Annotated in this window: 14 protein-coding genes; 9 read left to right on the forward strand and 5 right to left on the reverse strand. The window is 63.2% G+C overall.

The annotated features are described in order from the left end of the window. Positions 1 to 396 precede the first annotated feature (396 nt). Entirely contained in the window at positions 397 to 765 is a 369-nt protein-coding gene (locus tag ABRA89_RS10350; protein WP_349941382.1) for a BLUF domain-containing protein, read from the reverse strand. A gap of 238 nt (positions 766 to 1,003) precedes the next feature. On the opposite strand from ABRA89_RS10350, the gene ABRA89_RS10355 reads away from it, so the two are divergent. Beyond that, positions 1,004 to 3,175, forward strand: a complete 2,172-nt coding sequence (locus ABRA89_RS10355; RefSeq protein ID WP_349941383.1) for a malate synthase G — start codon at positions 1,004 to 1,006, stop codon at positions 3,173 to 3,175. A 104-nt stretch (positions 3,176 to 3,279) separates the two neighbouring features. Here the strand turns inward: ABRA89_RS10355 and ABRA89_RS10360 are convergent, their stop codons facing one another. Beyond that, positions 3,280 to 4,275 carry a M23 family metallopeptidase gene (locus tag ABRA89_RS10360; protein ID WP_349941384.1) on the reverse strand — a complete coding sequence of 332 codons (996 nt, stop codon included), beginning with the start codon at positions 4,273 to 4,275 and terminating at the stop codon, positions 3,280 to 3,282. A gap of 177 nt (positions 4,276 to 4,452) precedes the next feature. On the opposite strand from ABRA89_RS10360, the gene leuB reads away from it, so the two are divergent. Further along, positions 4,453 to 5,568 (forward strand): 3-isopropylmalate dehydrogenase, encoded by a 1,116-nt coding sequence (leuB, locus tag ABRA89_RS10365; RefSeq protein WP_349941385.1) that lies wholly within the window; start codon positions 4,453 to 4,455, stop codon positions 5,566 to 5,568. Positions 5,569 to 5,647: 79 nt separating this feature from the next. Here the strand turns inward: leuB and ABRA89_RS10370 are convergent, their stop codons facing one another. The 3 genes from ABRA89_RS10370 to ABRA89_RS10380 form a co-directional block, all read right to left on the reverse strand. After that, a complete protein-coding gene (locus ABRA89_RS10370; protein ID WP_349941386.1) occupies positions 5,648 to 6,454 on the reverse strand; it encodes an FAD binding domain-containing protein in 807 nt (268 codons plus the stop codon). A 134-nt stretch (positions 6,455 to 6,588) separates the two neighbouring features. Then, a complete protein-coding gene (locus ABRA89_RS10375; RefSeq protein WP_349941387.1) occupies positions 6,589 to 8,934 on the reverse strand; it encodes a xanthine dehydrogenase family protein molybdopterin-binding subunit in 2,346 nt (781 codons plus the stop codon). Positions 8,935 to 9,045: 111 nt separating this feature from the next. Beyond that, positions 9,046 to 9,537 carry a (2Fe-2S)-binding protein gene (locus ABRA89_RS10380; protein ID WP_349941388.1) on the reverse strand — a complete coding sequence of 164 codons (492 nt, stop codon included), beginning with the start codon at positions 9,535 to 9,537 and terminating at the stop codon, positions 9,046 to 9,048. Between the two features lie 590 nt (positions 9,538 to 10,127). Between ABRA89_RS10380 and ABRA89_RS10385 the strand changes: the two genes are divergently transcribed. The 7 genes from ABRA89_RS10385 (at position 10,128) to ABRA89_RS10415 (ending at position 25,597) form a co-directional block, all read left to right on the forward strand. Continuing rightward, complete coding sequence (locus ABRA89_RS10385; RefSeq protein WP_349941389.1) at positions 10,128 to 12,017, forward strand: autotransporter assembly complex protein TamA; 1,890 nt, start codon at positions 10,128 to 10,130, stop codon at positions 12,015 to 12,017. A gap of 3 nt (positions 12,018 to 12,020) precedes the next feature. Beyond that, positions 12,021 to 18,581: a translocation/assembly module TamB domain-containing protein gene (locus ABRA89_RS10390; protein ID WP_349941390.1), complete on the forward strand. Its 6,561-nt coding sequence runs from the start codon at positions 12,021 to 12,023 to the stop codon at positions 18,579 to 18,581. A 139-nt stretch (positions 18,582 to 18,720) separates the two neighbouring features. Beyond that, positions 18,721 to 19,302 carry a dioxygenase family protein gene (locus ABRA89_RS10395; RefSeq protein WP_349941391.1) on the forward strand — a complete coding sequence of 194 codons (582 nt, stop codon included), beginning with the start codon at positions 18,721 to 18,723 and terminating at the stop codon, positions 19,300 to 19,302. A 183-nt stretch (positions 19,303 to 19,485) separates the two neighbouring features. Continuing rightward, positions 19,486 to 19,701 (forward strand): hypothetical protein, encoded by a 216-nt coding sequence (locus ABRA89_RS10400; protein WP_349941392.1) that lies wholly within the window; start codon positions 19,486 to 19,488, stop codon positions 19,699 to 19,701. Between the two features lie 96 nt (positions 19,702 to 19,797). After that, the gene (locus tag ABRA89_RS10405) at positions 19,798 to 21,162 is read left to right on the forward strand and encodes an NAD-dependent succinate-semialdehyde dehydrogenase (protein WP_349941393.1); all 1,365 of its coding nucleotides are present in this window, start codon (positions 19,798 to 19,800) and stop codon (positions 21,160 to 21,162) included. Positions 21,163 to 21,492: 330 nt separating this feature from the next. Further along, the gene (pgi, locus tag ABRA89_RS10410; RefSeq protein WP_463671275.1) at positions 21,493 to 23,115 is read left to right on the forward strand and encodes a glucose-6-phosphate isomerase; all 1,623 of its coding nucleotides are present in this window, start codon (positions 21,493 to 21,495) and stop codon (positions 23,113 to 23,115) included. Between the two features lie 7 nt (positions 23,116 to 23,122). Next, complete coding sequence (locus ABRA89_RS10415; RefSeq protein ID WP_349941394.1) at positions 23,123 to 25,597, forward strand: glycogen/starch/alpha-glucan phosphorylase; 2,475 nt, start codon at positions 23,123 to 23,125, stop codon at positions 25,595 to 25,597. Positions 25,598 to 25,875: the final 278 nt, after the last annotated feature.

Here is a 25,875-nt window from a genome sequence, read left to right on the forward strand (position 1 = left end):
CAGACATGCTGATTTTCGGGGTGCTGAAATAACAAGAGAGCCGCACGGCCTGGAGGGGGATACGCCGTTGCGACTCTCTTGCATTTTCTAACGAGCGCGGGTCCTGGAGAGGGGGAAGAGGACCGTTGCACTCTGAAGTATCGGCGGTAAAGCGGGGGACATGCTTTAGGGCCGAACCGACGTATCAGCGTCGTTGTGATAAAGATGCTACGGGAGACGCCTAAAATCAAGCGCGGTGCGCAATCCGATGCGTCACATCCGCGTGAGTTACAGGTACGCCCTACAGACCACGGAAAATATCCTTACACAAGCCCCTAAATTTAATAGGAATTCTTTTTGTATACAGACAACGGCCCGGATTCGGGATGGGTCGTTAGCCCGATAATATCCTCAAAATCAATCGAGGATCAGCGGCTTTTGGCAGTTATCCCCATCGCCGTAACGTTCGATAATAGCCGAGGACATGAGGAAAACCTCCGAAGGCGAGATATTCGCCATACCGAACGTATCGAACTGGTTCTTGTCGAGATCGACACGCGTGATCAGAACGACGCCGGAATGACGCTTGTCTTTTCGGATCGTCTTAAAGAGTTCGTCGACGGTTTCGCCCTCTCCCTCCAGGATCTGCGTGATGATGCGTCCGTCATAAGCGATCACGCCACGCACGCCGCGCTTCTCGTTGCGCCGGCTCGCATCCGCGACGAGTTCGCGGAAGGCATCCTTGCTGAGATCGTTGGCAATGCTGCTATATGTGATGTGACGCATCGATCGTCAAAAATCCGTTGCTTGCTGCGTGGGAAAACCGGTTCGGGTCGAAAGAGCGCCGGCAGGGTTCCAGTCTACAGAAGTTTGCCGCAGATCGTCAAAAAGCGCCTCTAAACCTTCCGGCACTCGCCCCGGTCCGTATCCTTGCCTAACTTCCCGTTCCTGAACGTCCGATTGACAGGACGGATATGCTGGTCGATTGCCGGAGGAGCATGAGTTGATGACAAGGGCACCACACATGACCGAAATGACGAAGGTGAACGACCTTGAGGTCGCCACGAACCTGAAAACATTCATCGACGAGGAGGCGCTTGCCGACACGGGCATCGCGCCCGATAAGTTCTGGTCGTCCTTCTCCTCCCTGCTGAACGATCTCGCGCCGAAGAACCGCGAACTGCTGCAAATCCGCGAGGACATGCAAGCCAAGATCGACGAATGGCATCGCGCCCAGCGTGGCAAGCAGATCGATGCAGACGAATACCAGGCCTTCCTGCGCGAGATCGGCTACATCGTGCCCGAGGGCAGCGACTTCGAGATCCAGACCGGAAATGTCGATCCAGAAATCGCCGTCGTACCGGGTCCGCAGCTCGTCGTTCCGATCATGAATGCCCGCTACCTATTAAACGCGGCCAATGCCCGCTGGGGCTCGCTCTACGACGCCCTCTACGGCACCGACGCCATGGGCGACGAACCCGAAGGCAAAGGCTACGACCGAGCCCGCGGCGCTCGCGTCGTCACATGGGCGAAGAGCTTTCTCGACGGCGTCGCGCCGCTCGACCGCATCTCCCATATCGACGTCGAGCAATACACCGTCTCCGACGGCACGCTGATCGCGAAATTCGGCGGCGACAAGTCCGCGCGGCTGAAGAACCCGCTCGCCTTTGTCGGCTATTCCGGCGATGCTGAAAAGCCATCCGCCATCATCCTCAAGCACAACGGCCTGCATGTGGAGATCAAGGTCGACGCCAAGCATACGGTCGGGAAGAACGACCGCGGGCATGTAGCCGACGTGCTCCTGGAATCGGCCGTCACGGCGATCTGCGACTGCGAAGATTCCGTCGCCGCCGTCGATGCCGAGGACAAGACGCTCGTCTACCGCAACTGGCTTGGCCTGATGAAGGGCAATCTTACCGAGAGCTTCGACAAGGGCGGCAAGACGGTCACCCGCGCGCTCAACCCGGATCGCCAGTATACCGCGCCGGATGGATCGACCATCACCGTGCCGGGCCGGGCGCTTCTGCTTGTCCGCAATGTCGGTCACCTGATGACCAATCCCGCCATCCGCCTCAAGGACGGCTCGGAGGCACCCGAAGGTCTGATGGACGCGATGATCACATCGTTGATCGCCATCCATGACCTTAAAAAGATGGGCGGCATGCGCAATTCGCGCTCCCGCTCGGTCTATATCGTCAAGCCGAAGATGCACGGGCCCGACGAGGTCGCCTTCACCGACGAGATCTTCACCCGCGTCGAGCAGGCTCTCGGTCTCGACCCGAATACGGTCAAGATCGGCATCATGGACGAGGAGCGCCGCACCACCGTCAACCTCAAGGAGTGCATCCGCGCCGCCCGTCACCGGGTGTTCTTCATCAATACCGGCTTCCTCGACCGCACCGGCGACGAAATCCATACCTCGATGGAAGCGGGCCCCATGGTCCGCAAGACCGTGATGAAGGATCGCACCTGGATCAAGGCCTACGAGGACTGGAACGTGGATGTGGGTCTTGCCTGCGGTTTCCGCGGCAAGGCGCAGATCGGCAAGGGCATGTGGGCGGCGCCCGCCAAGATGAACGACATGCTGAACCAGAAGGTCGGCCATCCCCAGGCCGGCGCAAACTGCGCCTGGGTGCCCTCCCCGACCGCGGCGACGCTCCATGCGACCCACTATCACAGGGTGGACGTTCTCGCCTGGCAGGAGTCGATCGCCGCCAAGGGCCGCCGTGCGATCCTCTACGACCTCCTCACGATCCCGCTCGCCAACCGCGCCAACTGGCCGGATCAGCAGATCAAGGACGAGGTCCGCAACAACGCGCAAGGGATACTCGGCTATGTCGTGCGCTGGATCGATCAGGGCGTCGGCTGCTCCACGGTGCCGGACATCAACGATGTCGGTCTGATGGAGGACCGTGCTACCTGCCGCATCTCCTCCCAGCACATCGCCAACTGGCTGCACAACGGCGTCGTCTCGGAAGACGAGGTGATGGCTGCGATGAAGGAAATGGCGAAAAAGGTCGACGAGCAGAACGCCGGCGATCCGGCATACGAGAAGATGGACGGCCGCTTCGAGGAATCGATCGCCTTCAAGGCAGCCTGCGACCTCGTCCTCAAGGGCCGCGTCCAGCCGTCCGGCTACACCGAGCCGATCCTCCATGCCCGCCGGCTGGAGAAGAAGGCCGAAAAGGCGGCCTGAGGTCGCCTGCATTTCGAAATCGTTGCGGCGTCGGCACCTCTTGGTCCGGCGCCGTTTTCACGAGATCGGCGACTTGGCGTCTCAATGGGCCCGGCCACCACCGGTCATTTTACCGAGACGGTCCTCGTCTTCGTCTCCACCACCTTGCCGTCCCGCTTCAGGTCGATCTCGAGCGTCCACTCTCCCGGTTCGGGCGACCGGCCTCGACCGACGAACTGCATGTAGGCGGCCTTGCGATGGGAAAGCGGCGGTGTCTCGGTCTCGGTATAGGTCGTTCCGTCAGGTGCGGTGATCTTGAAATGCAGGCGGTCGGCTTGCGAAAGATTCAGGAACCAGCCCCAGCCGACGGTCGCCCGGTCTCGCGAGGTCAGGTCTGCCGGCGGGCCCTTCAGCATCAAGCTCTCGTATTTCGGCGGGCTCCCCGTCATGCCAAGCCCCATCACATGAACGTTTGCCTTATCGAGGAAGTCGAGGGCGGCTTGCGACCAGAGCGGCTCCGCCGCCTCATGCGAACAGCCGCTGCCGATCAGCTTGCCGGTGAACGGATCCACGTCCTTTCCGTCTCGCCGGACCGTCAAGTGGAGATGGGGAAACGCCGCCATTCCCGATGAGCCGACCGCCCCGATCATCTGACCTTTCTTGACTTCGTCTCCGCCCGCGACTGCCAGCGAACCTTTGCGCATGTGGCAATACTGGGTTTCCAACCCATTCGCATGGTCAATGATCGCGCCATTGCCGCAATCCCTGCCCTTGAAGCGGGGCCATTCGGATTTGTCGCGGATCGGGCGATCCTCTTCACCGTCCCGGATCGCGCGCACGGTGCCGTCCGCGAGCGCAAGGACAGGCACATCGCGCACGATATCGGTCATGGAGGGAACGCGGATGTCGGTCCCGCTATGGCCGTCATAGGAGGCCTCCCCGCAAAACGGGTCTTCCACCTTCGGCCCCTCGTCCATGTCGGGATATTGCTGCAGAAAGCAGGTCTCGCCGGGCTTGCAATCGAGCGGAACGCCTAGCGCCGTCCCCTCCTCAGCCGAGGCCGGCCAGGCAAGACAGGCGGACGAGAGAGCGGCAAGAGCCATTGCCTTGAGGCGATGCAAATTCTAATCCTCCCGGCTGAACGACCTTCAAGAATCGTGTTTCATTCGACAGGGCACACCGTCTCGGGAGGCTCGTCCAGGGCGGTGAGGCTTCATTCCGCGGCGAATTGAAGCATTTCAGGAAATGAGATTCCAGCCCGGTTCACAATCGGAACGGACAAAAAACGGGGAAAATCAATGGCCACTCGCAAGCTCCTCCTCCTGCCGGGCGACGGCATCGGTCCTGAGATCGCGAAGGAAGCGGACAGGCTGATCGGCGTGTTGAACGAGGTCTCCTCCGCTGATTTCGAAACTGAGAGCGCCCTTGTCGGGGGTTCGGCCTATGACGATTGCGGCGAGGCCATCAGCGAGGCCACGATGGAGCTCGCCCTATCGGCGGATGCGATCCTCTTCGGCGCGGTCGGTGGCCCGAAGTGGGATGGCGTTCCCTACGACAAGCGCCCGGAAGCCGGCCTCCTTCGTCTCCGCAAGGACCTGGGACTCTTCGCCAATCTGAGACCCGCGATCTGCTATCCGGCGCTCGCCGACGCGTCTTCGCTGAAGCGGCACATCATCGAGGGCCTTGATATCCTGATCCTGCGCGAACTCACCGGCGGGGTCTATTTCGGCGAACCGAAGGAAATCATCGATCTCGGCAACGGGCAGAAGCGTGCAATCGATACGCAGGTCTACGAGACCTACGAAATCGAGCGCATCGCGCGCGCCGCCTTCGAACTTGCACGCACCCGCCGGGGCAAGGTCACCTCGATGGAAAAGCGCAACGTGATGAAGTCTGGCGTCTTCTGGAAGGAAGTCGTCACGCGCATCCATCGCGAGGAATTCCCGGACCTCACATTGGAGCATGAACTCGCCGATGCCGGCGGTATGAAGCTCGTGCGTGAGCCCAAGCAGTTCGACGTCATCGTCACGGACAACCTCTTCGGCGACATGCTCTCCGATATCGCGGCGATGCTGACCGGCTCGCTGGGAATGCTGCCCTCGGCTTCCCTCGGCAAGCCCGACGAAGCGACCGGCCGGCGCAAGGCGCTCTACGAGCCGGTGCACGGTTCGGCGCCGGACATCGCGGGCCAGGGCCTTGCCAATCCGATCGCCATGATCGCCTCGCTGGCCATGTGCCTGCGCTATTCCTTCGAGATGAACAGGGAAGCGGACGCGCTTGAAGCTGCGATCGCCGACACGCTCAACGACGGCATCCGCACCGGCGACATCATGGCGGAAGGGTGCCGGAAGGTTGGCACGAGCGATATGGGCGATGCGATCGCCGAGCGGTTCCGCACAAAGCTCGCCAGCTGAAAAGCCTGATATCCCAACGAAAGAAGGCCCGGCGCCATCAGGCTGCCGGGCCTTTCTGTTTCGGTAGCCGATGCGCCGGTCAGCTTTTTGCCGACGCCACCGCGCGCTTGGTGACGACCTTGACGAGATTGGCGCGATAGCTGGCAGAGCCGTGCATGTCGCCCATCATCTTGTCGGCCGAGATCGAGAGGCTGTCGAGCGCCGAGCCGTCGAAGTTGCGGCCGAGCGCGCTTTCGGCCTCGCTCCAGCGGAAAACGCCGTCATTGCCTGCTCCGGTCACGCCGACGCCGACCGAACCATCGGCACGCTTGGCGACGAAGACGCCGGCCATGGCATAGCGCGAGGCGGGATTGCGGAATTTCTCCCAGCCGGCCGCCTGCGGCGGTTCGAAGGAGACCGCCGTCACGATCTCGTTTTCTTCGAGCGCCGTCTCGAACATGCCGGTGAAGAAGTCGTCGGCCGACATCTCGCGGGTGTTGGTGTGGATCGTCGCGCCCATGGCGAGGAGCGCCGCCGGATAGTCCGCCGCCGGGTCGTGATTGGCGACCGAGCCGCCGATCGTGCCCATGTGGCGCACGGCCGGATCGCCGATCAGGCCGGCGAGATAGGAGAATGTCGGCGCGTGCTGCTTGACCGTCTCGTTCGCCTTGATCTCGGCATGGGTCGTGCCGCCGCCGATCTTCAGACGTCCGTTCTCGAAGCTGATGCCTTTGAGCTCGGAGACATGGCGCAGATCGATCAGCGAGGTCGGCATGGCGAGCCGCGCCTTCATGGTCGGGATCAGCGTCATGCCGCCCGACATCAGCTTGCCTTCGCCGTCGCTCTCGCCGAGCAGCTTGACCGCCTCGTCGACGCTCGTCGGGCGTTGATAGGATGTTTCGTACATTGAATGAGACCTCCCTTGGTGTTCCGGCCGGCTGCGCCGCTGCTTGTGGCGGCGATGGAGCTCTCGGCGCGGAACGCTGGTTCAAAACCGAAGCATGATCACGGCGGGCGTTTCAGCCCGCCGCTCGTCCATCATCAGTTGACGGCGTTGATCGCGTTCCAGACCTTTTCCGGGGTCGCCGGCATGGTCAGGTCGTTGTTGCCGATCGCATCGGTGATCGCGTTGATCACCGCCGGCGGCGCACCGATCGCACCGGCCTCGCCGCAGCCCTTGAGGCCGAGCGGATTGGTGGTGCAGGGCGTGACCAGAGTCTCGACCTTGAACATCGGCAGGTCCCAGGCGCGCGGCATGGCGTAGTCCATGTACGACGCCGTCACCAGCTGGCCGGTCTCGTCGTAGTTGACGCCTTCCAGAAGCGCCTGGCCGATGCCCTGCGCGAGACCGCCGTGCACCTGACCTTCGACGATCATCGGATTGATGACATTGCCGAAGTCGTCGGCCGCGACGAACTGGACGATCTCGGTTACGCCCGTCTCCGGGTCCACCTCGACCTCGCAGATGTAGCAGCCGGCCGGGAAGGTGAAGTTCTGCGGATCGTAGAACGCGCCTTCCTTGAGGCCGGGCTCCATGCCGTCCGGCAGGTTGTGGCCGGTATAGGCGCCGAGGCAAACCTCGTGCCATGCGAGCTTCTTGTCGGTGCCCGCCACCTTCACCTCGCCGTTCTCGATGACGATGTCGCCCTCGTCGGCCTCGAGCAGGTGGGCGCCGATCTTCTTGGCCTTGGCCTCGACCTTGTCGAGCGCCTTGGAGATCGCAGAGCAGCCGACCGCGCCGGAACGCGAGCCGTAGGTGCCCATTCCGAACTGCACCTTGTCCGTGTCGCCATGCACGATCTGGATGTTCTCGACGGGTACACCGAAACGCTGGGAAACCACCTGCGCGAACGTGGTCTCGTGGCCCTGTCCGTGGCTGTGCGAACCGGTGAGGATCTCGATCGTGCCGACCGGATTGACCCGGACCTCGGCCGATTCCCACAGGCCGACGCCGGCACCGAGCGAACCGACCGCCTTGGACGGTGCGATGCCGCAGGCCTCGATATAGCAGCTCATCCCGAGGCCGCGCAGCTTGCCGCGAGACTTGGCTTCCTGGCGCCGCGCCTCGAAGCCGGCAACGTCCGCCGTCTTCATGCCCGCTTCGAGGCAGGCCTCGAAGTCGCCGGTGTCGTAGTTCATGATGACAGGCGTCTGGTGCGGGAATTCGCGGATGAAGTTGATCCGGCGGAATTCGGCCGGCGACATGCCGAGCTCGCGGGCCGCCGTCTCCATCGTGCGCTCGATGAGATAGGTCGCTTCCGGACGGCCTGCGCCGCGATAGGCGTCGACGGGCGCAGTGTTCGTATAGACGCCCTTCACGTTCGCGTAGATCGCCGGGATGTTGTACTGGCCCGACAGCAGCGTCGCGTAGAGATAGGTGGGCGTCGCCGAGGAGAAGAGCGACATGTAGGCGCCGAGATTGGCGACCGTGTTGACCCTCAGGCCGAGGATCTTGTTGTCGCCGTCGAGAGCCATCTCGACGTCAGAGACGTGATCACGGCCGTGCGCGTCGGTGAGGAAGGCCTCGGTGCGGTCGGAGGTCCACTTCACCGGTACTTCGGTGCGCTTGGAAGCCCAGAGACAGACGATCTCTTCCGGATAGATGTAGATCTTCGCGCCGAAGCCGCCGCCCACATCCGGCGCGATGACGCGCAGCTTATGCTCGGGCGCGACGTTGTAGAACGCGCTCATGACGAGGCGGGCCACATGCGGGTTCTGCGAGGTGGTGTAGCAGGTGTAATGGTCTTCGGCCGGATTATAATGGCCGAGCGCGGCACGCGGCTCGATCGGGTTCGGCGACAGACGGTTGTTGATGATGTCGAGCTTGATGACCTTGGCCGGGCTTTCGAAGGCCTTGGCTGTCGCGTCGGCATCGCCGAGCTCCCAGTCGAAGCAGATATTGTTTTCCGCTTCAGGGTGAAGCTGCGGCGCCCCGTCCTTGATGGCGTCCGGGCCTTTGACGACCACGGGCAGCTCTTCATACTCGATCATTACGCCTTCCGCAGCGTCCCGGGCCTGAGCCTGGGTCTCGGCTATGACGATGCCGATCGGCTGGCCGACATAGCGCACGATGCCGTCGGCGAGCGCCGGATAGGCGCCCATCTTCATCGGCGAACCATCCTTGGAGGTCACCGCCCAGCCGCAGATGATATTGCCGATGCCGTCCGCCTTCAGCTGCTGGCCGTCGAGAAATTCGATGAAGCCGGGCATTTCCCTGGCCGCCGATGCGTCGATCGAAGAGATCTTCGCGTGGGCGTGCGGCGAGCGCACGAATGCGGCGTACTTCATGCCGGGAACCGACATGTCGTCGGTGTAGCGGCCCTTGCCGGTGATGAACCGGCGATCTTCCTTGCGCAGAACCTTTGCGCCGATACCTTCGACACCCATTGGTGTATCTCCCTAAGATCCGAAGCAGGAAAGCCGCGACGTTCTCGGAACGCGGCATTCGACTGAATGAGTTATGAAAACCACATCGCCGGACCCGGCGATGCCGGCCGATTACTCAGCCGCGACCTGCTGGGTCGCGCCCATCTTGGATGCGGCGTCGAGCGCGGCCTTGACGATGTTGTGATAGCCGGTGCAGCGGCAGATATTGCCGTCGAGTTCCTCGCGCACGGTCGCCTCGTCGAGGCTGGAGCCGTGCCGGTTGATCATGTCGGTGATGGTCATGATCATGCCGGGCGTGCAGAAGCCGCACTGGAGACCATGATGCTCCTTGAAAGCGGTCTGAACCGGGCTGAGGTCCTGACCTTTCGCGATGCCCTCGATCGTCGTCACCTCGGAGCCCGAAGCCTGAACGGCGAGCATCGTGCAGGACTTCACCGCCTTGCCGTCGAGATGGATCACGCAGGCACCGCATTGCGACGTATCGCAGCCCACATGCGTGCCAGTCAGGTGAAGATTGTCGCGAAGGAAATGCACCAGCAGCGTGCGGTCCTCGCACTCGCCGGACACCTTGCGCCCGTTCACCGTCATTGAAACTTGGCTCACTTATTCCTCCCATCGAAAATCGCTGGCGGGCCTCTCCCCGCCTCATTTCATCCCATCGCCGCCGCGATACCGGCGAGGCTGTCCGAGCGCGAGCGTGCCGTCTTTCTTAGAATCATGCAAGACAAGCCAATCGACCCGCGCAAAAGGCCCGATCGCGCGGCATCCTGCTTGGGGAACGGTGAGTTGGGTATTGGACCTTCGTGCAGCATGGAACCGTTCCAGCTTTCGACCGAAACGCTAAGCGACCCGGAGCCCCCATCGAAAAGTGGAGCGACCTCGGAAGACTGTCCTGTGACAGGTTCGGCACAAGTCTCGGGGGAAGCGGAGGCAACCGGGTCGAATCGCCGCAAGTTGATCCGGTCACCGGTTGTTATCTTTAACCAAATCGTTCTTTTTACCGGCCAGTATTGGACTCTGCCGGGACGGTAGCGACGAAGGTCGAAGCCGTTCGTATGACACATTATCGCCGTGGGGATACGGCTGATAATCGGCGGCCTGCGTTATGAGAGCGCTGAGGGGGTAATCGGGTTTTGGGGATTTGGCGTCGCCAGATCAGTCTTATGCTTGTCGCGACGATGGTTGCCGGTGCAATGGCGCCCAACGAAGCGAGGGCGTTCGAGCTGTTCGGCTTCAAGTTCTTCGAGAGTGAGGACGACAGCGAGTTCGACGTCATCAATCCGCTCGAATACTCGGTCCGCATCGAAGTGACCCCGACGCCGGATGGCGATCCGGACATTGCGAGCGTGATCGAGGACGCCTCGGTGCTCGCCGCAGACGAGGGCGAGCCGGTGGCCGGTTCGCTCGGCCTCATCGCCAAGGCCCGGACCGATCGCAAGCGTCTCGTAGCGGCTCTCTTCGAGAATGCACGCTACGACGGGCTCGTCTATATCTTCCTGAACGGTCAAAACATCTCCGACATCGAACCGGACACCAAGTTCAACGGGCCCGTTCCCGTGCTGATCCGCGTCCTGCCGGGGCCGAAATACCAGCTCGGCCAAGTGTCCGTGAACACCAACGGCGTTCCCGTCGATCCATCCGAATACGGGCTGGAGACAGGCGGCTCGGCTTCCTCGGTCGCCGTTCTCGAAGCCGAGTCGAATATCTACCGTGAGCTCAGGGAAGACGGCCGGCCTTTCGTCGCCGTTACCCGGCGCGACATCCTGGCGGACGCGGCGACCGATACGCTCGATTATCTGACCGATATCTCGCCCGGCCCGCGCGTTCCCTTCGGCGAGACCTGGGTCTCGGGGCCCGAAGAGGTCGATCCCGGCTTCGTCGCCTACATGTCCGGCATCTATGCCGGCGACGTGTTCTCGCCGGAAGAGCTTGAACAGGCCCGCCAACGCCTCGTCGATCTCGGCGTCTTCTCGTCCGTGGTCGTGAAGGAAGCCAAGGGGCAGGCGCTGGACGGCAGCCTGCCTGTACAGGTGACCGTCGCGGAACGCCAGAGTTTCGGCTTCTACGGCCTCGGAGCAACCTATTCGAACACACAAGGCGCCGGTTTCTCCGGCTATGTCGGCCACCGCAACCTCTTCGGCAGAGCCGAGAACATCCGCCTCGACGCCTCTATCTCGCGCATCGGCGCGACAGCCGTCTCGGGAACGGCGCGCGACCTCGACGGCGTCGACTTCGACACCTCGCTCGTCTTCAAGAAGCCCGGCGTCCTTGGTCCGGACTCGGTCTATATCGGTTCGATCGCGGCCGGGCGCGAACAGCCGCTCGCCTATGACCGGCTCTTTCTCAACGCCACCAGCGGCGTCGAATACGAAATCGACGACAATCAGAAGCTCAGTGTCAGCGTGAAGGGCGAATACGAGGAGATCACCGACTTCCTCGGCACGCGCGAATATCTGATCGGTTCGGTTCCGGCGATCTACACGTTCGACAATCGCGACAACGAGCTCAATCCGACGGAAGGCTTCTTTGCCCAGGCGCGGCTCGAACCCTCCTACGGCTTCAACACCTCGACCTTCTTCCTGAACTCGCGACTCGACGGCCGGACCTATTATTCGCCACTCGAAAGCGATCGCCTGGTGCTCGCCGGAAGGCTCGGCTACGGCACGGTCTTCGGCGCTGATCTTGAGGATGTGCCGAACGACCGTCGCTTCTATGCGGGCGGTGGTGGCTCGGTGCGCGGCTATGAGTTCCAGTCGATCAGCCCCTATTATCCGGCAAATGCCGGCCCCGGCCAGAACGCGATCTTCGAGGACACACCCAAAGGTGGGCTTTCGCTGTTCGAGGGATCGGCGGAAGCGCGCATCGGCGTCACCGAGAACATCCAGGTCGTGCCCTTCGTCGATTTCGGCGTCGCTTCGAAAGACCTCGTTCCGGACTTCGGCGACGTGAAGCTCGGCACCGGCGTCGGCGCCCGCTATCTCACGAATTTCGGTCCGATCCGCGTCGACGTCGCCGTGCCACTCGATCCGGGCCCGCGCGATGCGGACTTCCAGTTCTACGCAGGCATCGGACAGGCTTTCTAGGACATGACCGTTTTCGCCCGCTTCCTCTCGATCGCCGCCGGCCTTCTGGTCGCGGCCGCACTCCTCGCGCCGCGCCCGGCCGCAGCGCAGGACTTTCTCGCGGGCCAGATCGAGGGTCTCATCAATTCCGACACGATGAATGTCGAGATCGAGGGGCTGTCGGGCGCGCTTTCGGGCAATATCCGCATCGAAAGCGTCACCGTCTCCGACCCTGAAGGCGTGTTCCTGACGGCGAGCGATCTCGCAATGGACTGGTCGCCATTCTCGCTGGTGCGCTCCAACGTCAATATCGAGAACCTCACTGCGGGCCAGATCGTGCTTGAACGGCTGCCGGTCGGCCAACCGGCCGCGGCGGAGGACGAGGAGTCGGGTGGCTTCTCGCTGCCCTCGATCACCGCCGATATCGGCAATTTCGCCATTGAGGAATTCGTTCTCGGCGAGGCAATCGCGGGAACGCGTGCAAGGCTTTCGGCGAACGCCTCCCTGTCGCTTTCGGACGATCCGGTGAACCTTGCGGTCGAGGCTAATATCCAGCGGCTCGACCAGCCGGGCCAGATCGTCCTCAATCTCGGCTTTGCTCCCGACGAGAACCAGCTGACCGTCGATATCCAGGCGAACGAACCTCAGGGCGGTCTCGTCGCCAATCTGCTCGATATTCCCGATCGGCCCGCGGTCGAACTCAACGTCAACGGCTCGGGTCCGCTGTCGGACTTCATGGCCAACGGCGCGCTCAATGTCGGCGACGAACAGGCCGCTTCCCTGACGGCGCGAGTCAATGAGATCGACACCGGACGGCGTGTGAACGTCTCGCTCTCCGTCGCGGCGGCGCGGTTCGTGCCGGAAGAGTATGCCCGCTATGTCGAGGGCGGCGCGAATATCGACGCGCAGGTCGTCCTCAACAGTGACGGCACCTACCTCATCGATCAGGCGCAGGTCGCCTCCGATGTGATTCAGCTGAACGCTCAGGGCGCGGTCGATCCGGCAGGCGACGGCAACGATCTCGACGTCAGCCTTCAGTCCGCGGGACAGGGCGCGCTGGAGCTTAGTTTCGGCGACACCAATTTGACCATCGCCGAATTGAACGCGGCGATCGAGGGCGCGCTTTCCAATGCCCGGCTCGACGTCTCGGCCTCACTGCCTGACGGCGGTTATGGGGATTATCAGGGCAGAGGCGTCGAGGCGACGCTGCAAAGCCCCGGCTTCAACCTCACCGGACTTCAAGGCCCGGTCCAGATCGTTGCCACAGCCGAGGAGTTTGCCGCGCCCGAGGGTATTCAGGACCGCGTGCTGACCGCGCCGGTGCGCATTGAAGCAAACGGCGCGCTCACCGAAAACGGCCTGCGCTTCGATCCCTCGACGGCGACCACCGAGACGGCGCAATTGAATGTCCAGGGCAATGCCGCCCTCAACTTCTCGACCTTCGACCTGACGCTCGACTCCACATTCCGCACCTCGGCGATCTCCGCCGCACTGGTGCCGATCGCCGGCGAGGAGCTCGGGATCGACGGCAATGTCGTGCGGACCGACCGGGGCGGCTTCCGCATTTCGAACCTTGCCGTCGAGTCGACCGGACTGTCAGTCAACGGCAACGCCTCGCTCGACAGCGAGATGGTGTCCGCTGAAATCACCGGCCGCCTGAGCGAAGCCTCCAACGTCAATCCCGCTTTGGGCGGCACGGCAGAATTCGCGCTCGAAGCCGGCGGGCCGATCGACCTGCCCAATGTCGATCTGACGGTGGACGGCAACCAGCTCTCGATCAACGGGCAGGAGCTCGCCGATCTCGAAGTCCGCGCCCGCGCGACCCTCGCCCTCGACGCGCCCACGGGCACGGTTGAGATTTCCGGCACGCTCGATGGCTCACCGCTCGAAGGCCGCGCCGAACTGCGAACGCTGGAAAACGGCGAGCGCGAAATCGTCGATCTTCTCATTCGCCAGGGTGAGAATCGCGTTACCGGCGATCTCCGCCTCACGGAGAATTTCGCGCCGGTCGGCGCAATCGACGTCGCGATCGAGGATATCGGCCCGCTCGCGGCGCTGGGTGGTCTCACAGCTGCCGGTGACGTCAACGGTACGATCGGCCTCGATCTGGATGCCGATCAAACCCCGGTTGCGCGGCCGGATATCACCGCGACCAGCATCACGATCGCCGGCACGACGCTTCAGGGCGCCGATATCGACCTGGATGTCCTTGACTATCTCGGCACGCCCTTCGCAACGGGCTCCGTTACCGCCAATACGATCGACACCGGCGCAATCGCTGTCACCAATCTCGACGTTGCCCTCAGCCGCGAAGGCGAGTTCAACGCGCTTGCGGCAACAGCCGAGGCCAACGGCGTCCCGATCGATCTCGGCGCCCGCGCTCGCTTCGCACCGGAAGAGACATCCCTCGCGATCAACCGATTGATCGCGGACATTCCGGAAGCCCGCGTCGAACTCGAAGACACCGCCAGCGTCACCATCGCAGACGGCATCACCAGTCTCGACGGCTTCACGCTCACCGTCGGCGCTGGCTCCCTCAGTCTTCGCGGCAATGCCGGCGAAACCCTCGATCTTGACTTCGCCATGAGCGCCGTTCCGGCCGCGGTGGCAGCGCCCTTCGTCGAGGGCGTCGATCCGTCCGGTACGATATCCGGCACGGCGCAGGTGACGGGCGCATCCTCCAATCCGACCGCCAGCTTCGATCTTCTGGCAAGCGACCTGACAACGCAGCAACTCATCGCAACCGACGTTCCGCCGGTCGATCTGCGCGTCAGCGGCCGCTACGAAGACGCAACCTTGAGCCTATCGCAGGCGAACGCGACCTTCGGCGAGGGCTCGCTCAATGCCTCCGGCTCGATCGGAGAGACCTATGATCTGACGGTCAATCTCGACTCGCTCCCGGTCGGTCTCGCCAACGGCTTCGTCGAGGGTCTGAACGCCAGCGGCGATATCTCCGGCAACGCCCGCGTCACTGGCCCGCGCGACGATCCGAACGCCGGCTTCAATCTCACTGGCACCGGCATCACGACGCCGGAGATCGCGCGCGCCGATATCCAGCCGCTGACACTCGACGTCGCCGGCGAATATGCCGAGGGCACAGCCACAATCGAACGGGCCGAAGTCGCCGCCGGCCCGGCATCCCTCTTCGCTTCGGGCACCGTCGGAGAAACGCTCGATCTCGAAGCCCGGCTCGACCAGTTCCCGGTCGGCATCGCCAACGCCTTCGTCGAGAACCTCAGTGCCACCGGCACCCTGTCCGGCACGGCGGAAGCGAGCGGCCCGCTGGGTGACCCCAGCGCGACCTTCGACATCCAGGGCTCAGGGATAACGACCCGCGAGATCGTCCAGTCCGGCATCCAGCCGCTCAGCCTGCGTCTTGCCGGCTCTTATGACGAAGGAACCGCGACGATCCAGACCGGTGTCGTCAATGTCGGCGACGGCTCGCTCAACCTGTCGGGCACGGTCGGCCAGGACCTCGACGTCGATCTCGTCATCAACCGCCTGCCGGTGGGCCTCGCCAACGGCTTCGTTCAGGATCTTGATGCCTCGGGCACGATTTCCGGCCAGGCGAGCGCATCGGGCTCGATCTCCGATCCAACGGCGGAATTTTCGCTCGAGGGCCGCCAGATCACCACGGCTGCTCTTCAGGAAGGCGGCATCGACCCGCTGACCCTCGACGTCGCCGGCTCCTACACGAACCAGACCCTCCAGCTGACACAGGCCCAGCTTGATGTCGGCTCCGGCTCGCTCACGGCTTCGGGCACGGTGGGCGAGACCCTCGATCTCGATCTTGCGCTCAATCAGCTTCCGGTCGGGCTCGCCAACGGCTTCGTCGACGGTCTCGGTGCTGAAGGGACGATTTCCGGAACGGGAACGGCGACCGGCTCACTGTCCGATCCGAGTGCCGAGTTTTCTCTTGAAGGTAGCGGCATCACGACGGCCGATATCGCCCGCTCGGGTATCGACCCGCTGACGCTCGATGCAGCCGGTTCCTATGCGAACGACACGCTGACGCTTGAAACCGCCGAACTCAATGTCGGCACGGGCTCGCTAACGGCCTCCGGCACGGTCGGCGAAAACCTCGATATCGATGTCGACATCAACCAGTTGCCCGTTGGCCTTGCCAACGGTTTCGTGGAGGGCCTCGGCGCCGAAGGAACGATTTCCGGCTCGGCCTCGGCCACAGGCTCACTCTCCGATCCGAATGCAGAGTTCGATCTCTCCGGCTCCGGCATCACGACGCGGCAGCTGCGCGACGGCAATGTGGCGCCGCTCACGCTCAATGCTTCCGGTGGCTATGCCGGCGGCACGCTGAACCTTGCCAACGCTCAGCTCGACATCGGCTCCGGCTCACTGACTGCGTCGGGCACCGTCGGAGAAACGCTCGATATCTCGGCCGAACTCAACGCACTCCCCGTGGGTCTTGCCAACGGCTTTGTCGACGGTCTCGGTGCCCAGGGCACGATCTCGGGTACGGCACAGGCGACAGGCCCCGTCTCCGATCCCAACGCAACATTCGACCTCGCAGGCTCGGGGATCACGACGACCCAGATCGCGCGATCCGGAACAGCGCCGCTCTCCTTCGACGCGGCAGGCTCCTATGCCGGCGGAACGGTCCAAATCGAAACCGCGCAGGTGGATGTCGGCTCCGGTTCGCTCACCGCGTCCGGTACGGTGGGTCAGACTCTCGATGTCTCGGTCGATATCACTCGCCTTCCGGTCGGCCTCGCGAACGGCTTCGTCGACGGGCTGGGCGCTCAGGGCACGGTCTCCGGCTCGGCACAGGCGACGGGCTCGGTGTCCAACCCCAACGCTGATTTCGACATCACGCTCGACAATGTCTCGGTCGCCCAAAGCCGCTCGGCCGGGGCGCCGCCGATCGATGCGGATATCGCGGGCAGCTACGCCAATCAGGCAGTCGATCTCAGCCAGGCTGTCTTCAATGTCGGCTCGGGGCGTATCACAGTCGCGGGTTCGGCCAGCGCCGGCAATCTCGATCTCGACGTCGACATCTCGAACCTGCCCGCTTCCATAGCGAGCGCTGCAGCGGCGGGCGTCGACCCGCAGGGCACGATCAATGGTTCGGTCGCGGTCGCAGGCTCCCCGAGCAATCCGTCGGTCCAGTACGACATCAGCGCAAGCGGCGTGTCGGTCGCCCAGACCCGCAGCGCCGGCGTCGGTGCGCTCGCCATCGATACCAGCGGCAGCTTCGCCAACAACACGGTGACGACGGATACCAACGTCTCCGGCTCTGGCATCGCGCTCACGGCCAGCGGCACGGTAAATCTTTCCGGCGGACCGTCGCTTAACCTTGCGATAAACGGCACGGCCCCGCTCGAACTCGCCAACCGTACACTCGCCGAAGGCGGCCGTTCGATCACGGGCACGGCGACGATCGACACGAATGTGACGGGCCCTGCCTCGCAGCCCAACGTCACCGGCACGATCTCCACATCCGGCGCGCGCTTCGTCGACGCGACAGCCAATCTCATCGTCCAGAACATCACGACTACGATCAGCCTCAACGGACAGACGGCGACGATCAGCGCCTTCTCGGCAAGCCTCGGTCAGGGCGGCACCATCCAGGTCGGCGGCACTGTGGGCCTCACCCCGCCGTTCAACGCCGATATTTCGGTCGTCCTCAACCAGGGCCGCTACACGGACGGCGAGATCGTCACCGCCAGCCTTTCGGCCGATCTTTCGATCACCGGCCCGCTGACGGCCGGACCGACGATTGCGGGCGAGGTGACGGCCGAGGAGATCAACATCCTCGTGCCAGAGAACCTGCCAAGTTCGCTCGCCCGGATCGATGTCACCCATGTCAACGCGCAGCCGGCGGTGTACCAGCAGCAGCGCGAGATCAATCCGGAATCGGCCGGCGGCTCCTCGGGCAGCGGCGGCGTCAATCTCGACATCACCTTCAGCGCCCCGAACCAGGTCTTCGTGCGCGGCCGCGGCCTTGATCTCGAACTCGGCGGAACGATCCAGATCACGGGCAATTCGGCCGATCCGCAGATCACCGGCGGCTTCGATCTGATCCGCGGTCGGTTCGGCATTCTCGGCCGCCGTCTCGACTTCCAGGAGGGCACGCTCACCTTCACCGGCAATCTTGTACCGACACTCGACCTTCTCGCTCGCTCCGACGCCGGGGAAGTAACGGTATTCATCGCGGTCACCGGCCCCGCCGACGATCCGAGCTTCACCTTTTCCTCCAACCCGACGCTGCCGCAGGACGAAGTGCTGGCGCGCCTCATCTTCCAGCAGGGCACCAGTGATCTTTCGCCGCTGCAAATCGCCCAGCTCGCCGAGGCTGCTGCTTCGCTGGCCGGCGTCGGTGGATCGACCGGGCTTCTGGAGAACCTGCGCTCGCAGCTCGGCGTCGACGATCTCGACATTACCACGACCGCGGATGGCGAGACTGCGGTGGGTGCGGGCAAATATATCAACGACAACATCTATCTCGGCGTCGACTCCACGGGCCGCGTATCGGTCGATCTCGATCTCGGCTCTGGCCTCAAGGCCCGTGGCTCGGTCGATGCGGAAGGAGAAGGAGAAGTCGGCGTCTTCTACGAAGGGGAGTTCTGAGCCCAAAGGCCGCGGCTTCGATAGGGTCAGAGGATCGCATCCTGGGCTGAGCGAGTGCGTATCTATGGTATGATGCTACACTGCGGTTCGCCGCGAAGGCCCGTTGCTTTCGACGAACCCTGACGGAGTGCGACGAGACATGCCCCAGCGCGATCTCAACCGCCGCCTCTTCACGGCGGGCCTCGTCACCGCCATCGCGGCACCTTATACCGTGCGGCAGGCCCGCGCAGACAACATCTATCTCGCCCAGACGCCTGCCTGCGGCGGCGACACGCAGACGCCGGTGCAAACGCAAGGCCCTTTCTTCTCATCGGGCTCGCCTCGCAAGACGGACATGACGCGCGATACGGCAGGCGGACAGCCAATCCTTCTTTACGGTCAGGTTCTCGGCCAGGATTGTCAGCCGGTCTCGGGCGCGAAGCTCGACTTCTGGCAGGCCGACGCCAACGGCAATTACGACAATTCCGGCTTTCGCCTGCGCGGCCACCAGTTCTCCGATGGGAACGGGCGCTGGCGGCTGGAGACGATCCTGCCCGGTCTCTATCCCGGCCGTACGCGGCACATTCATGTGCGCGTCCAACCGCGCGGTGGCCGCATCCTGACGACTCAACTCTATTTCCCGCGCGTCCCGCAGAACCCGCGGGACGGCATCTTCCGCAGCGATCTCCTCGTCGCGTTCGATGCGAGCGCCGGGCGCGGCAGCTTCGACTTCATCGTCTGACGTCCCCGCGCCTCCCGTTTTCGAAGAATGCTCGATGCGATCGGTCCTGCCTCTTTCGGCAGGGATCCGTTGGCCGGCTTTCGTCACCGCTACGAACCCTTTCCCGCTCCTTCGCGTTGAGTCTTCAGACAAAGACAGCCCGTGCGGTTCAGCCGCGCGGCGAGATAAGAAGGAGCGCTCCCGATGAGCGAGACCATCCGTTTCGAACACCCGGATCACGGCACCTATGGCAGCCCTGCTGCGGTCGCGGCCGACGCGAACCTTTCCGTCGCCGAGAAAAAGACCATTCTCCACGAATGGAAGCAGTCGCTCGAACAGGTCCTGAAGGACGACCCCCATGCAGAGGGCGCGAAGGATACCCGCGCCCAGATCGACGCTGCGGAAGGCACCTTCGTATAAACCGGATGGACTTTCGAGACCGGACCGCTTCCGAGAGCATTGACCCGGATCGGCCCGGCCGGTCCTCAAACAAAAAAAGTTCGAACGAGGCGCGCCATGCCGACCAGTATCAATCCCGCAACGGGCGAGATCATTGAAGAATATGCCGAGCATTCCGATGCCGATATCGATCGGGCCATTGCCAATGCCGATCTCTGCTATCGCGACTGGCGCACTTCCAGCCTCGATGATCGCTCTTCCCTTCTGAACAGCATCGCCGACGAGTTGGAGTCCCGAAAGGAGGAACTCGGCAAGATCGCGACCCAGGAAATGGGCAAGCGCTACAAGGAAGCGGTCGCCGAAGTCGAAAAATGCGCCCTCGCCTGCCGCTATTACGCCGAGCACGGCCCGGCGATGATCGCGAACGAGGACCGCCCCGGTGGCCCGGCCTCGGAGAACTTCGTCGCCTATCTGCCGATCGGGCCGATCCTCGCGATCATGCCGTGGAATTTTCCCTATTGGCAGTGCCTGCGCTTTGCGGCTCCGGCCATCATGGCCGGCAATGTCGGCCTGTTGAAGCACGCCTCAAACGTTTCGCGCTGTGCACTGGAGATAGAGCGCGTGATCCTCGATGCTGGCGGACCGCAGGGTCTCTTCCAGACGCTCCTCATCTCGTCGAAGAAGGTAGACGGCATCCTGAAGGATCGCCGCATCCGCGCCGCGACGCTCACCGGGTCCGAGGGCGCGGGCTCGGCCGTCGCCGCCACCAGCGGCGCCGAGATCAAGACGACCGTCCTCGAGCTTGGCGGCTCCGACCCCTTCATTGTCATGCCATCCGCCGATATCGACAAGGCGATCGATGTCGGTATCACCGCCCGCATGCAGAACAATGGTCAGAGCTGCATCGCGGCCAAGCGCTTCATCGTCCACGAGGATGTCTACGACCGCTATCTCGAAGGCTACAAGGCCAAGGTCGATGCGATGAAGCTCGGCGATCCCATGGATGCCAGCACCGATATGGGGCCGCTCGCCCAGAAGCAGGGCGTGGAAGACCTCAAATCTCAGATCGACCAATCGGTCGCGGCAGGCGCAAAGCTGGTCACTGGAGGAAAGGCACCGGAGGGACCGGGCTTTTTCTTTAAGCCCTCGATCATCGCGGACGTGCCTGAAAATGCGCCTGCCTATCGCGACGAGCTGTTCGGCCCCTGCGCCATCATGTTCAAGATTGGCTCGATCGACGAAGCGATCGAACTCGCCAATGATTCGGATTTCGGCCTCGGTGGTTCCGTCTTTACCCAAGACAAGAGCGAGCAGGAGCGCTTCATCCGCGAGCTCGACACGGGCGGCACGCATATCAATCGGATGACGGCCTCCCATCCCGCTCTCCCCTTCGGCGGCGTGAAGCGGTCTGGGTACGGTCGCGAACTATCGCATGAGGGCATACGGGCCTTCATGAATGCCAAGACCGTCACGCGGGACTGAGAGGCAAGGTGGGCAATTGCGTAAATGTTGTGACTGGCTGAAACGCCGCACGCTGACTGATAAGCTGCTGAACTGAAAAGCACTATCCGGCTCGCGCCTTCGAGAAAGAGGCGCGGGCCATCCGAAAGTCCGGCGAAATTTGCCGAAAAAAGCGGCACGGCTCGCTTGTGATCGCCTCGACGTCAGGCAGGTTCCCGTTCTAAAGAGGATCGTAGCCGTCGGTCCTGGAACCCCGCCATTTCGCGAACTGTCTGGCGATCGGGTAGGATTGGGGCATCGCGCGTGGTACTTCGTCGGAGCATGACGCGCAGCCAGACGAGGGAGTGAGCCTTGTATTCCGACGCGATCGCGACCGCCGCAGCCCGAGCCGAAAAAGCGGGCATTCAATCCCTGTTCAAGGACGATCCGAAGCGGTTCGAGGCGATGTCCTTCCGCCAGGACGACCTTCTGCTTGACCTGTCGAAGACCGCGATAGACGCAGACGCGCTCACCGCGCTACTCGACTTCGCCGCCGAGAAAGAGGTCGAAGCCAAGCGTGACGCGATGTTCGCCGGCGCGAAGATCAACGAAACCGAAGGCCGGAGCGTCCTCCATGTCGCACTCCGCGCCAAGCCGGGTGACGGCTTCAAGTCGGACGGCGAGCCGGTGGGCGATGCCGTGCAGGCGGTTCGGTGGGAGATGACGCTCTTCGCCGATGCCGTGCGCAGCGGCGAGGCCCATGGCGCGACCGGCAAGGCGATCACCGACGTCGTCAATATCGGCATCGGCGGCTCCGATCTCGGCCCAGCGATGGCGACTCTGGCGCTTGCCCCCTATCACGACGGCCCAAACCTCCATTACGTTTCAAATGTCGACGGCGCGCACATCGCCGATACAATCGCAGGCCTCGATCCTGAAACGACCCTCTTCATCGTCGCCTCGAAGACCTTCACGACGATCGAAACGATGACCAACGCGCAGACCGCGCGCGACTGGATCGTCGCGAAACTCGGCGAGGATGCGGTCGAGACCCATTTCGCGGCGGTTTCGACGGCGCTCGATAAGGTCGAGGACTTCGGCATTCCGGAAGATCGCACTTTCGGCTTCTGGGACTGGGTTGGCGGGCGCTATTCCATCTGGTCGGCGATCGGCCTGCCGCTGATGATCGCGATAGGCCCGGAGAAATTCCGTGAATTCCTGGCGGGCGCTCACGAGATGGACGAGCATTTCCGCTCTGCCCCCCTCGGCGAGAACCTCCCAGTTCTCCTCGGCCTCGCCGGCTGGTGGCACCGGGTGGCGATGGACTGCCCCACCCGCGCGATCATTCCATACGATCAGCGCCTGTCCCGCTTTCCGGCCTATCTCCAGCAGCTCGACATGGAATCGAACGGCAAGCGAGTGGGTCTCAACGGCGAGCCCGTTGAGATTTCAGGACCGGTCGCCTGGGGTGAGCCCGGCACCAACGGCCAGCACGCTTTCTTCCAGCTGATCCATCAGGGCACGGATGTCATTCCGGTCGAATTCCTCGTCGCGGCGAATGCGCACGAGAGCGAGAAGATGAAAGTCCATCAGGACCTCCTACTCGCCAATTGCATCGCCCAGTCCGAAGCTCTCATGATCGGACGAACGCTCGAAGAGGCGCGGCGCCAGCTTCTCGACGGCGGTGCCTCGCCCGACGAAGCCCATCGGATCGCGCCGCACCGGGTATTCCCCGGCGAGCGGCCCTCGATCACCATCCTTTACGCGCAGCTCGACCCCCGCACGCTCGGGAGGCTGATCGCGCTCTACGAACATCGCGTTTTCGTCGAAGCCCAGCTCTTCGGCATCAACGCATTCGACCAATGGGGCGTCGAACTCGGCAAGGAGCTTGCCAAGAACCTCGTTCCGGTCGTGACGGGTGAACAGGACGCCGGGAGCCGTGACGGCTCGACGCGCGGCCTCGTCGCGGCGATCCAGACCATGAGAAGGACGTAACACCCCCATGTCAGCGACGAAAGAAATCGAAGCTCCGGTCCACGAGCCACGCTCCAACGATACCGAGGAACTTGCCCGGCAGATCCTCGAAAAGATGACCTACTCGATCGGCAAGCATCCCGATCAGGCGCGCAAATACGATTGGCTGCGGGCAACGACGCTCGTCGTGCGCGACCGGATCATCGACCGCTGGTTCGCTTCGGGCAATCGCATCGAGGAGACAGGCGGCAAGGAAGTCTGCTACCTATCGATGGAGTTTCTCATCGGGCGTCTTCTGCGCGATGCGATCAACAATCTCCAGCTGACCCAGCCGATCACCGACGCGCTTGCCAAATACGGCGTCGAGCTGGACATGGTCGAGCTTCTGGAGCCGGACGCCGCCCTCGGCAATGGCGGTCTCGGCCGTCTCGCCGCCTGCTTCATGGAGTCCATGGCCTCCACCGGCGTCCCCGGTTACGGCTACGGCATCCGTTATGTGCACGGCTTCTTCCGGCAGGAAATTTCGGAAGGCGCGCAGGTGGAGCTGCCCGAGACCTGGCTCATGCACGGCAATCCGTGGGAGTTCGAGCGACGCGACGCCTCCTACGAGATCGGCTTCGGCGGAACGGTCAACACGATCCACGAGACCGGCAAGCCGCCGCGCCAGGTCTGGCGGCCGGGCGAACGCGTTCTCGCCGTCGCCTTCGATACGCCAATGGTCGGCTGGCGCGGCGAACAGATCAACACGCTGCGCCTGTGGAGCGCGCAGGCGGTCGACCCGATCCTGCTCGATGCCTTCAACCAGGGCGACCATATCGGCGCGCTGGTGGAATCGAACAAGGCCGAGGCGATCACCCGCGTCCTCTATCCCGCCGATTCACACCAAGCCGGCCAGGAACTGCGGCTGCGGCAGGAATACTTCTTCTCCTCCGCCTCGCTTCAAGACGTGATCAAGCGGCATCTGAAGCGCCACGGCACGATCGAGACCCTCGCAGACAAAGTCGCTGTCCAGCTGAACGACACTCATCCGGCGGTGTCGATCGCCGAGCTGATGCGCCTCCTCGTCGACGTTCACGGCGTGCCATGGGCGAAGGCCTGGGAAATCACCCGCGCCACCTGCGGCTACACCAACCACACGCTTCTGCCCGAAGCGCTGGAGCACTGGCCGATCCATCTCTTCGAGCGCCTGCTGCCGCGCCAGATGCAGATCATCTACACCATCAACGCCGAAGTGATCCGTCACGCCGCGCAGGAAAAGGGCTTCGAGGGCCCGGAAATCTCCGCGATCTCGCTGATCGACGAGGGCAATGGACGCCGCGTGCGCATGGGCCAGCTCGCCTTCGTCGGCTCACATGCCGTCAATGGCGTCTCGGCGCTCCACACCGACCTGATGAAGGAAACGGTCTTCCACAGCCTGCACAAGCTCTACCCCGACCGCATTCAGAACAAGACCAACGGCGTGGCGCCCCGGCGCTGGCTGATGGAGTGCAATCCGGAGCTCACCGAGCTGATCACCGATGCGATCGGACCCGGATTCCTCGATGATATCGACAAGATCCGCGATATTGACGCCCTCGCCGACGATGCCGCCTTCGTCGAGAAGTTCGGCGCTGTGAAGCGCCAGAAGAAGGCGCAGCTCGCGCACCTCATCTCCGAGCGGATGGCCCTGCAGGTCGATCCGGACGCGATCTTCGACATTCAAGTGAAGCGCATCCACGAATACAAGCGCCAGCTTCTGAACATCATCGAGGCGGTCGCACTCTACGACCAGATCAGGTCGCATCCCGAACGCAACTGGACCCCGCGCGTGAAGATCTTCGCCGGCAAGGCCGCGCCGAGCTACGCTCAGGCGAAGGAGATCATCCATCTCGCCAACGACGTCGCGCGGCTGATCAATTCCGATCCGGTGGTGCGCGACCTCCTGAAGGTTGTCTTCATTCCGAACTACAACGTCTCGCTCGCCGAGATCATCATGCCGGCGGCGGACCTGTCGGAACAGATCTCGACGGCCGGTCTCGAAGCCTCCGGTACGGGCAACATGAAGTTCGCCCTCAACGGCGCGCTCACCATCGGCACGCTCGACGGCGCGAATGTCGAGATGAAGGACCATATCGGCGACGAAAACATCTTCATCTTCGGCCTGACCGCGCCCGAGGTGGCCGAGCGCCGGGCACAGACCCATTCGGGCCGCTCGATCATCGAGGAAACGCCGATCCTGCGCGAGGCGCTGCATGCGATCTCGTCCGGCCTCTTTTCGCCGGAAGAGCCGGCCCGCTATCACGGCCTCGTCTCCAACCTTTACAACAACGACTGGTGGATGATCTGCGCCGACTTCCAGGCCTATTGGGACATGCAGCGCCATCTCGACAGCCTCTATCGCCGGCCGAAGGAGTGGCAGGCGAAAACCGTCCACAACACGGCCCGCATGAGCTGGTTCTCCTCGGACCGCTCGATCCGCGAATACGCCAAGGATATCTGGCAGGCAGGACCGGGGGCGGTTTGACCCTCATCCGACAATAATCAGCCGAGCGGGCGATAGCGCTCGCTCGGCGTTGCGACCAATATGGACGCAGCACTGAGAGCTCACGCGGTGAAGCGGGAAGGCGTAACGGCGCGGACAACCTCCTGTCGTCGCCAGCACAGATCCGAAGCGCAACCCCGGACTGTGGCCTTTACGAGTGAGCTATCGATACAGCTTAAGCAGGCGACGCTTATGTCCGTTCGAGGCGCCGCTTCGTCGAGCCCCTCAAAAATCACGCTCGATTTCGGCAAACGCAGCGC

It is taken from the genome of Fulvimarina thalattae (assembly GCF_040239565.1).
In the GTDB taxonomy this organism is placed as follows: domain Bacteria; phylum Pseudomonadota; class Alphaproteobacteria; order Rhizobiales; family Rhizobiaceae; genus Fulvimarina.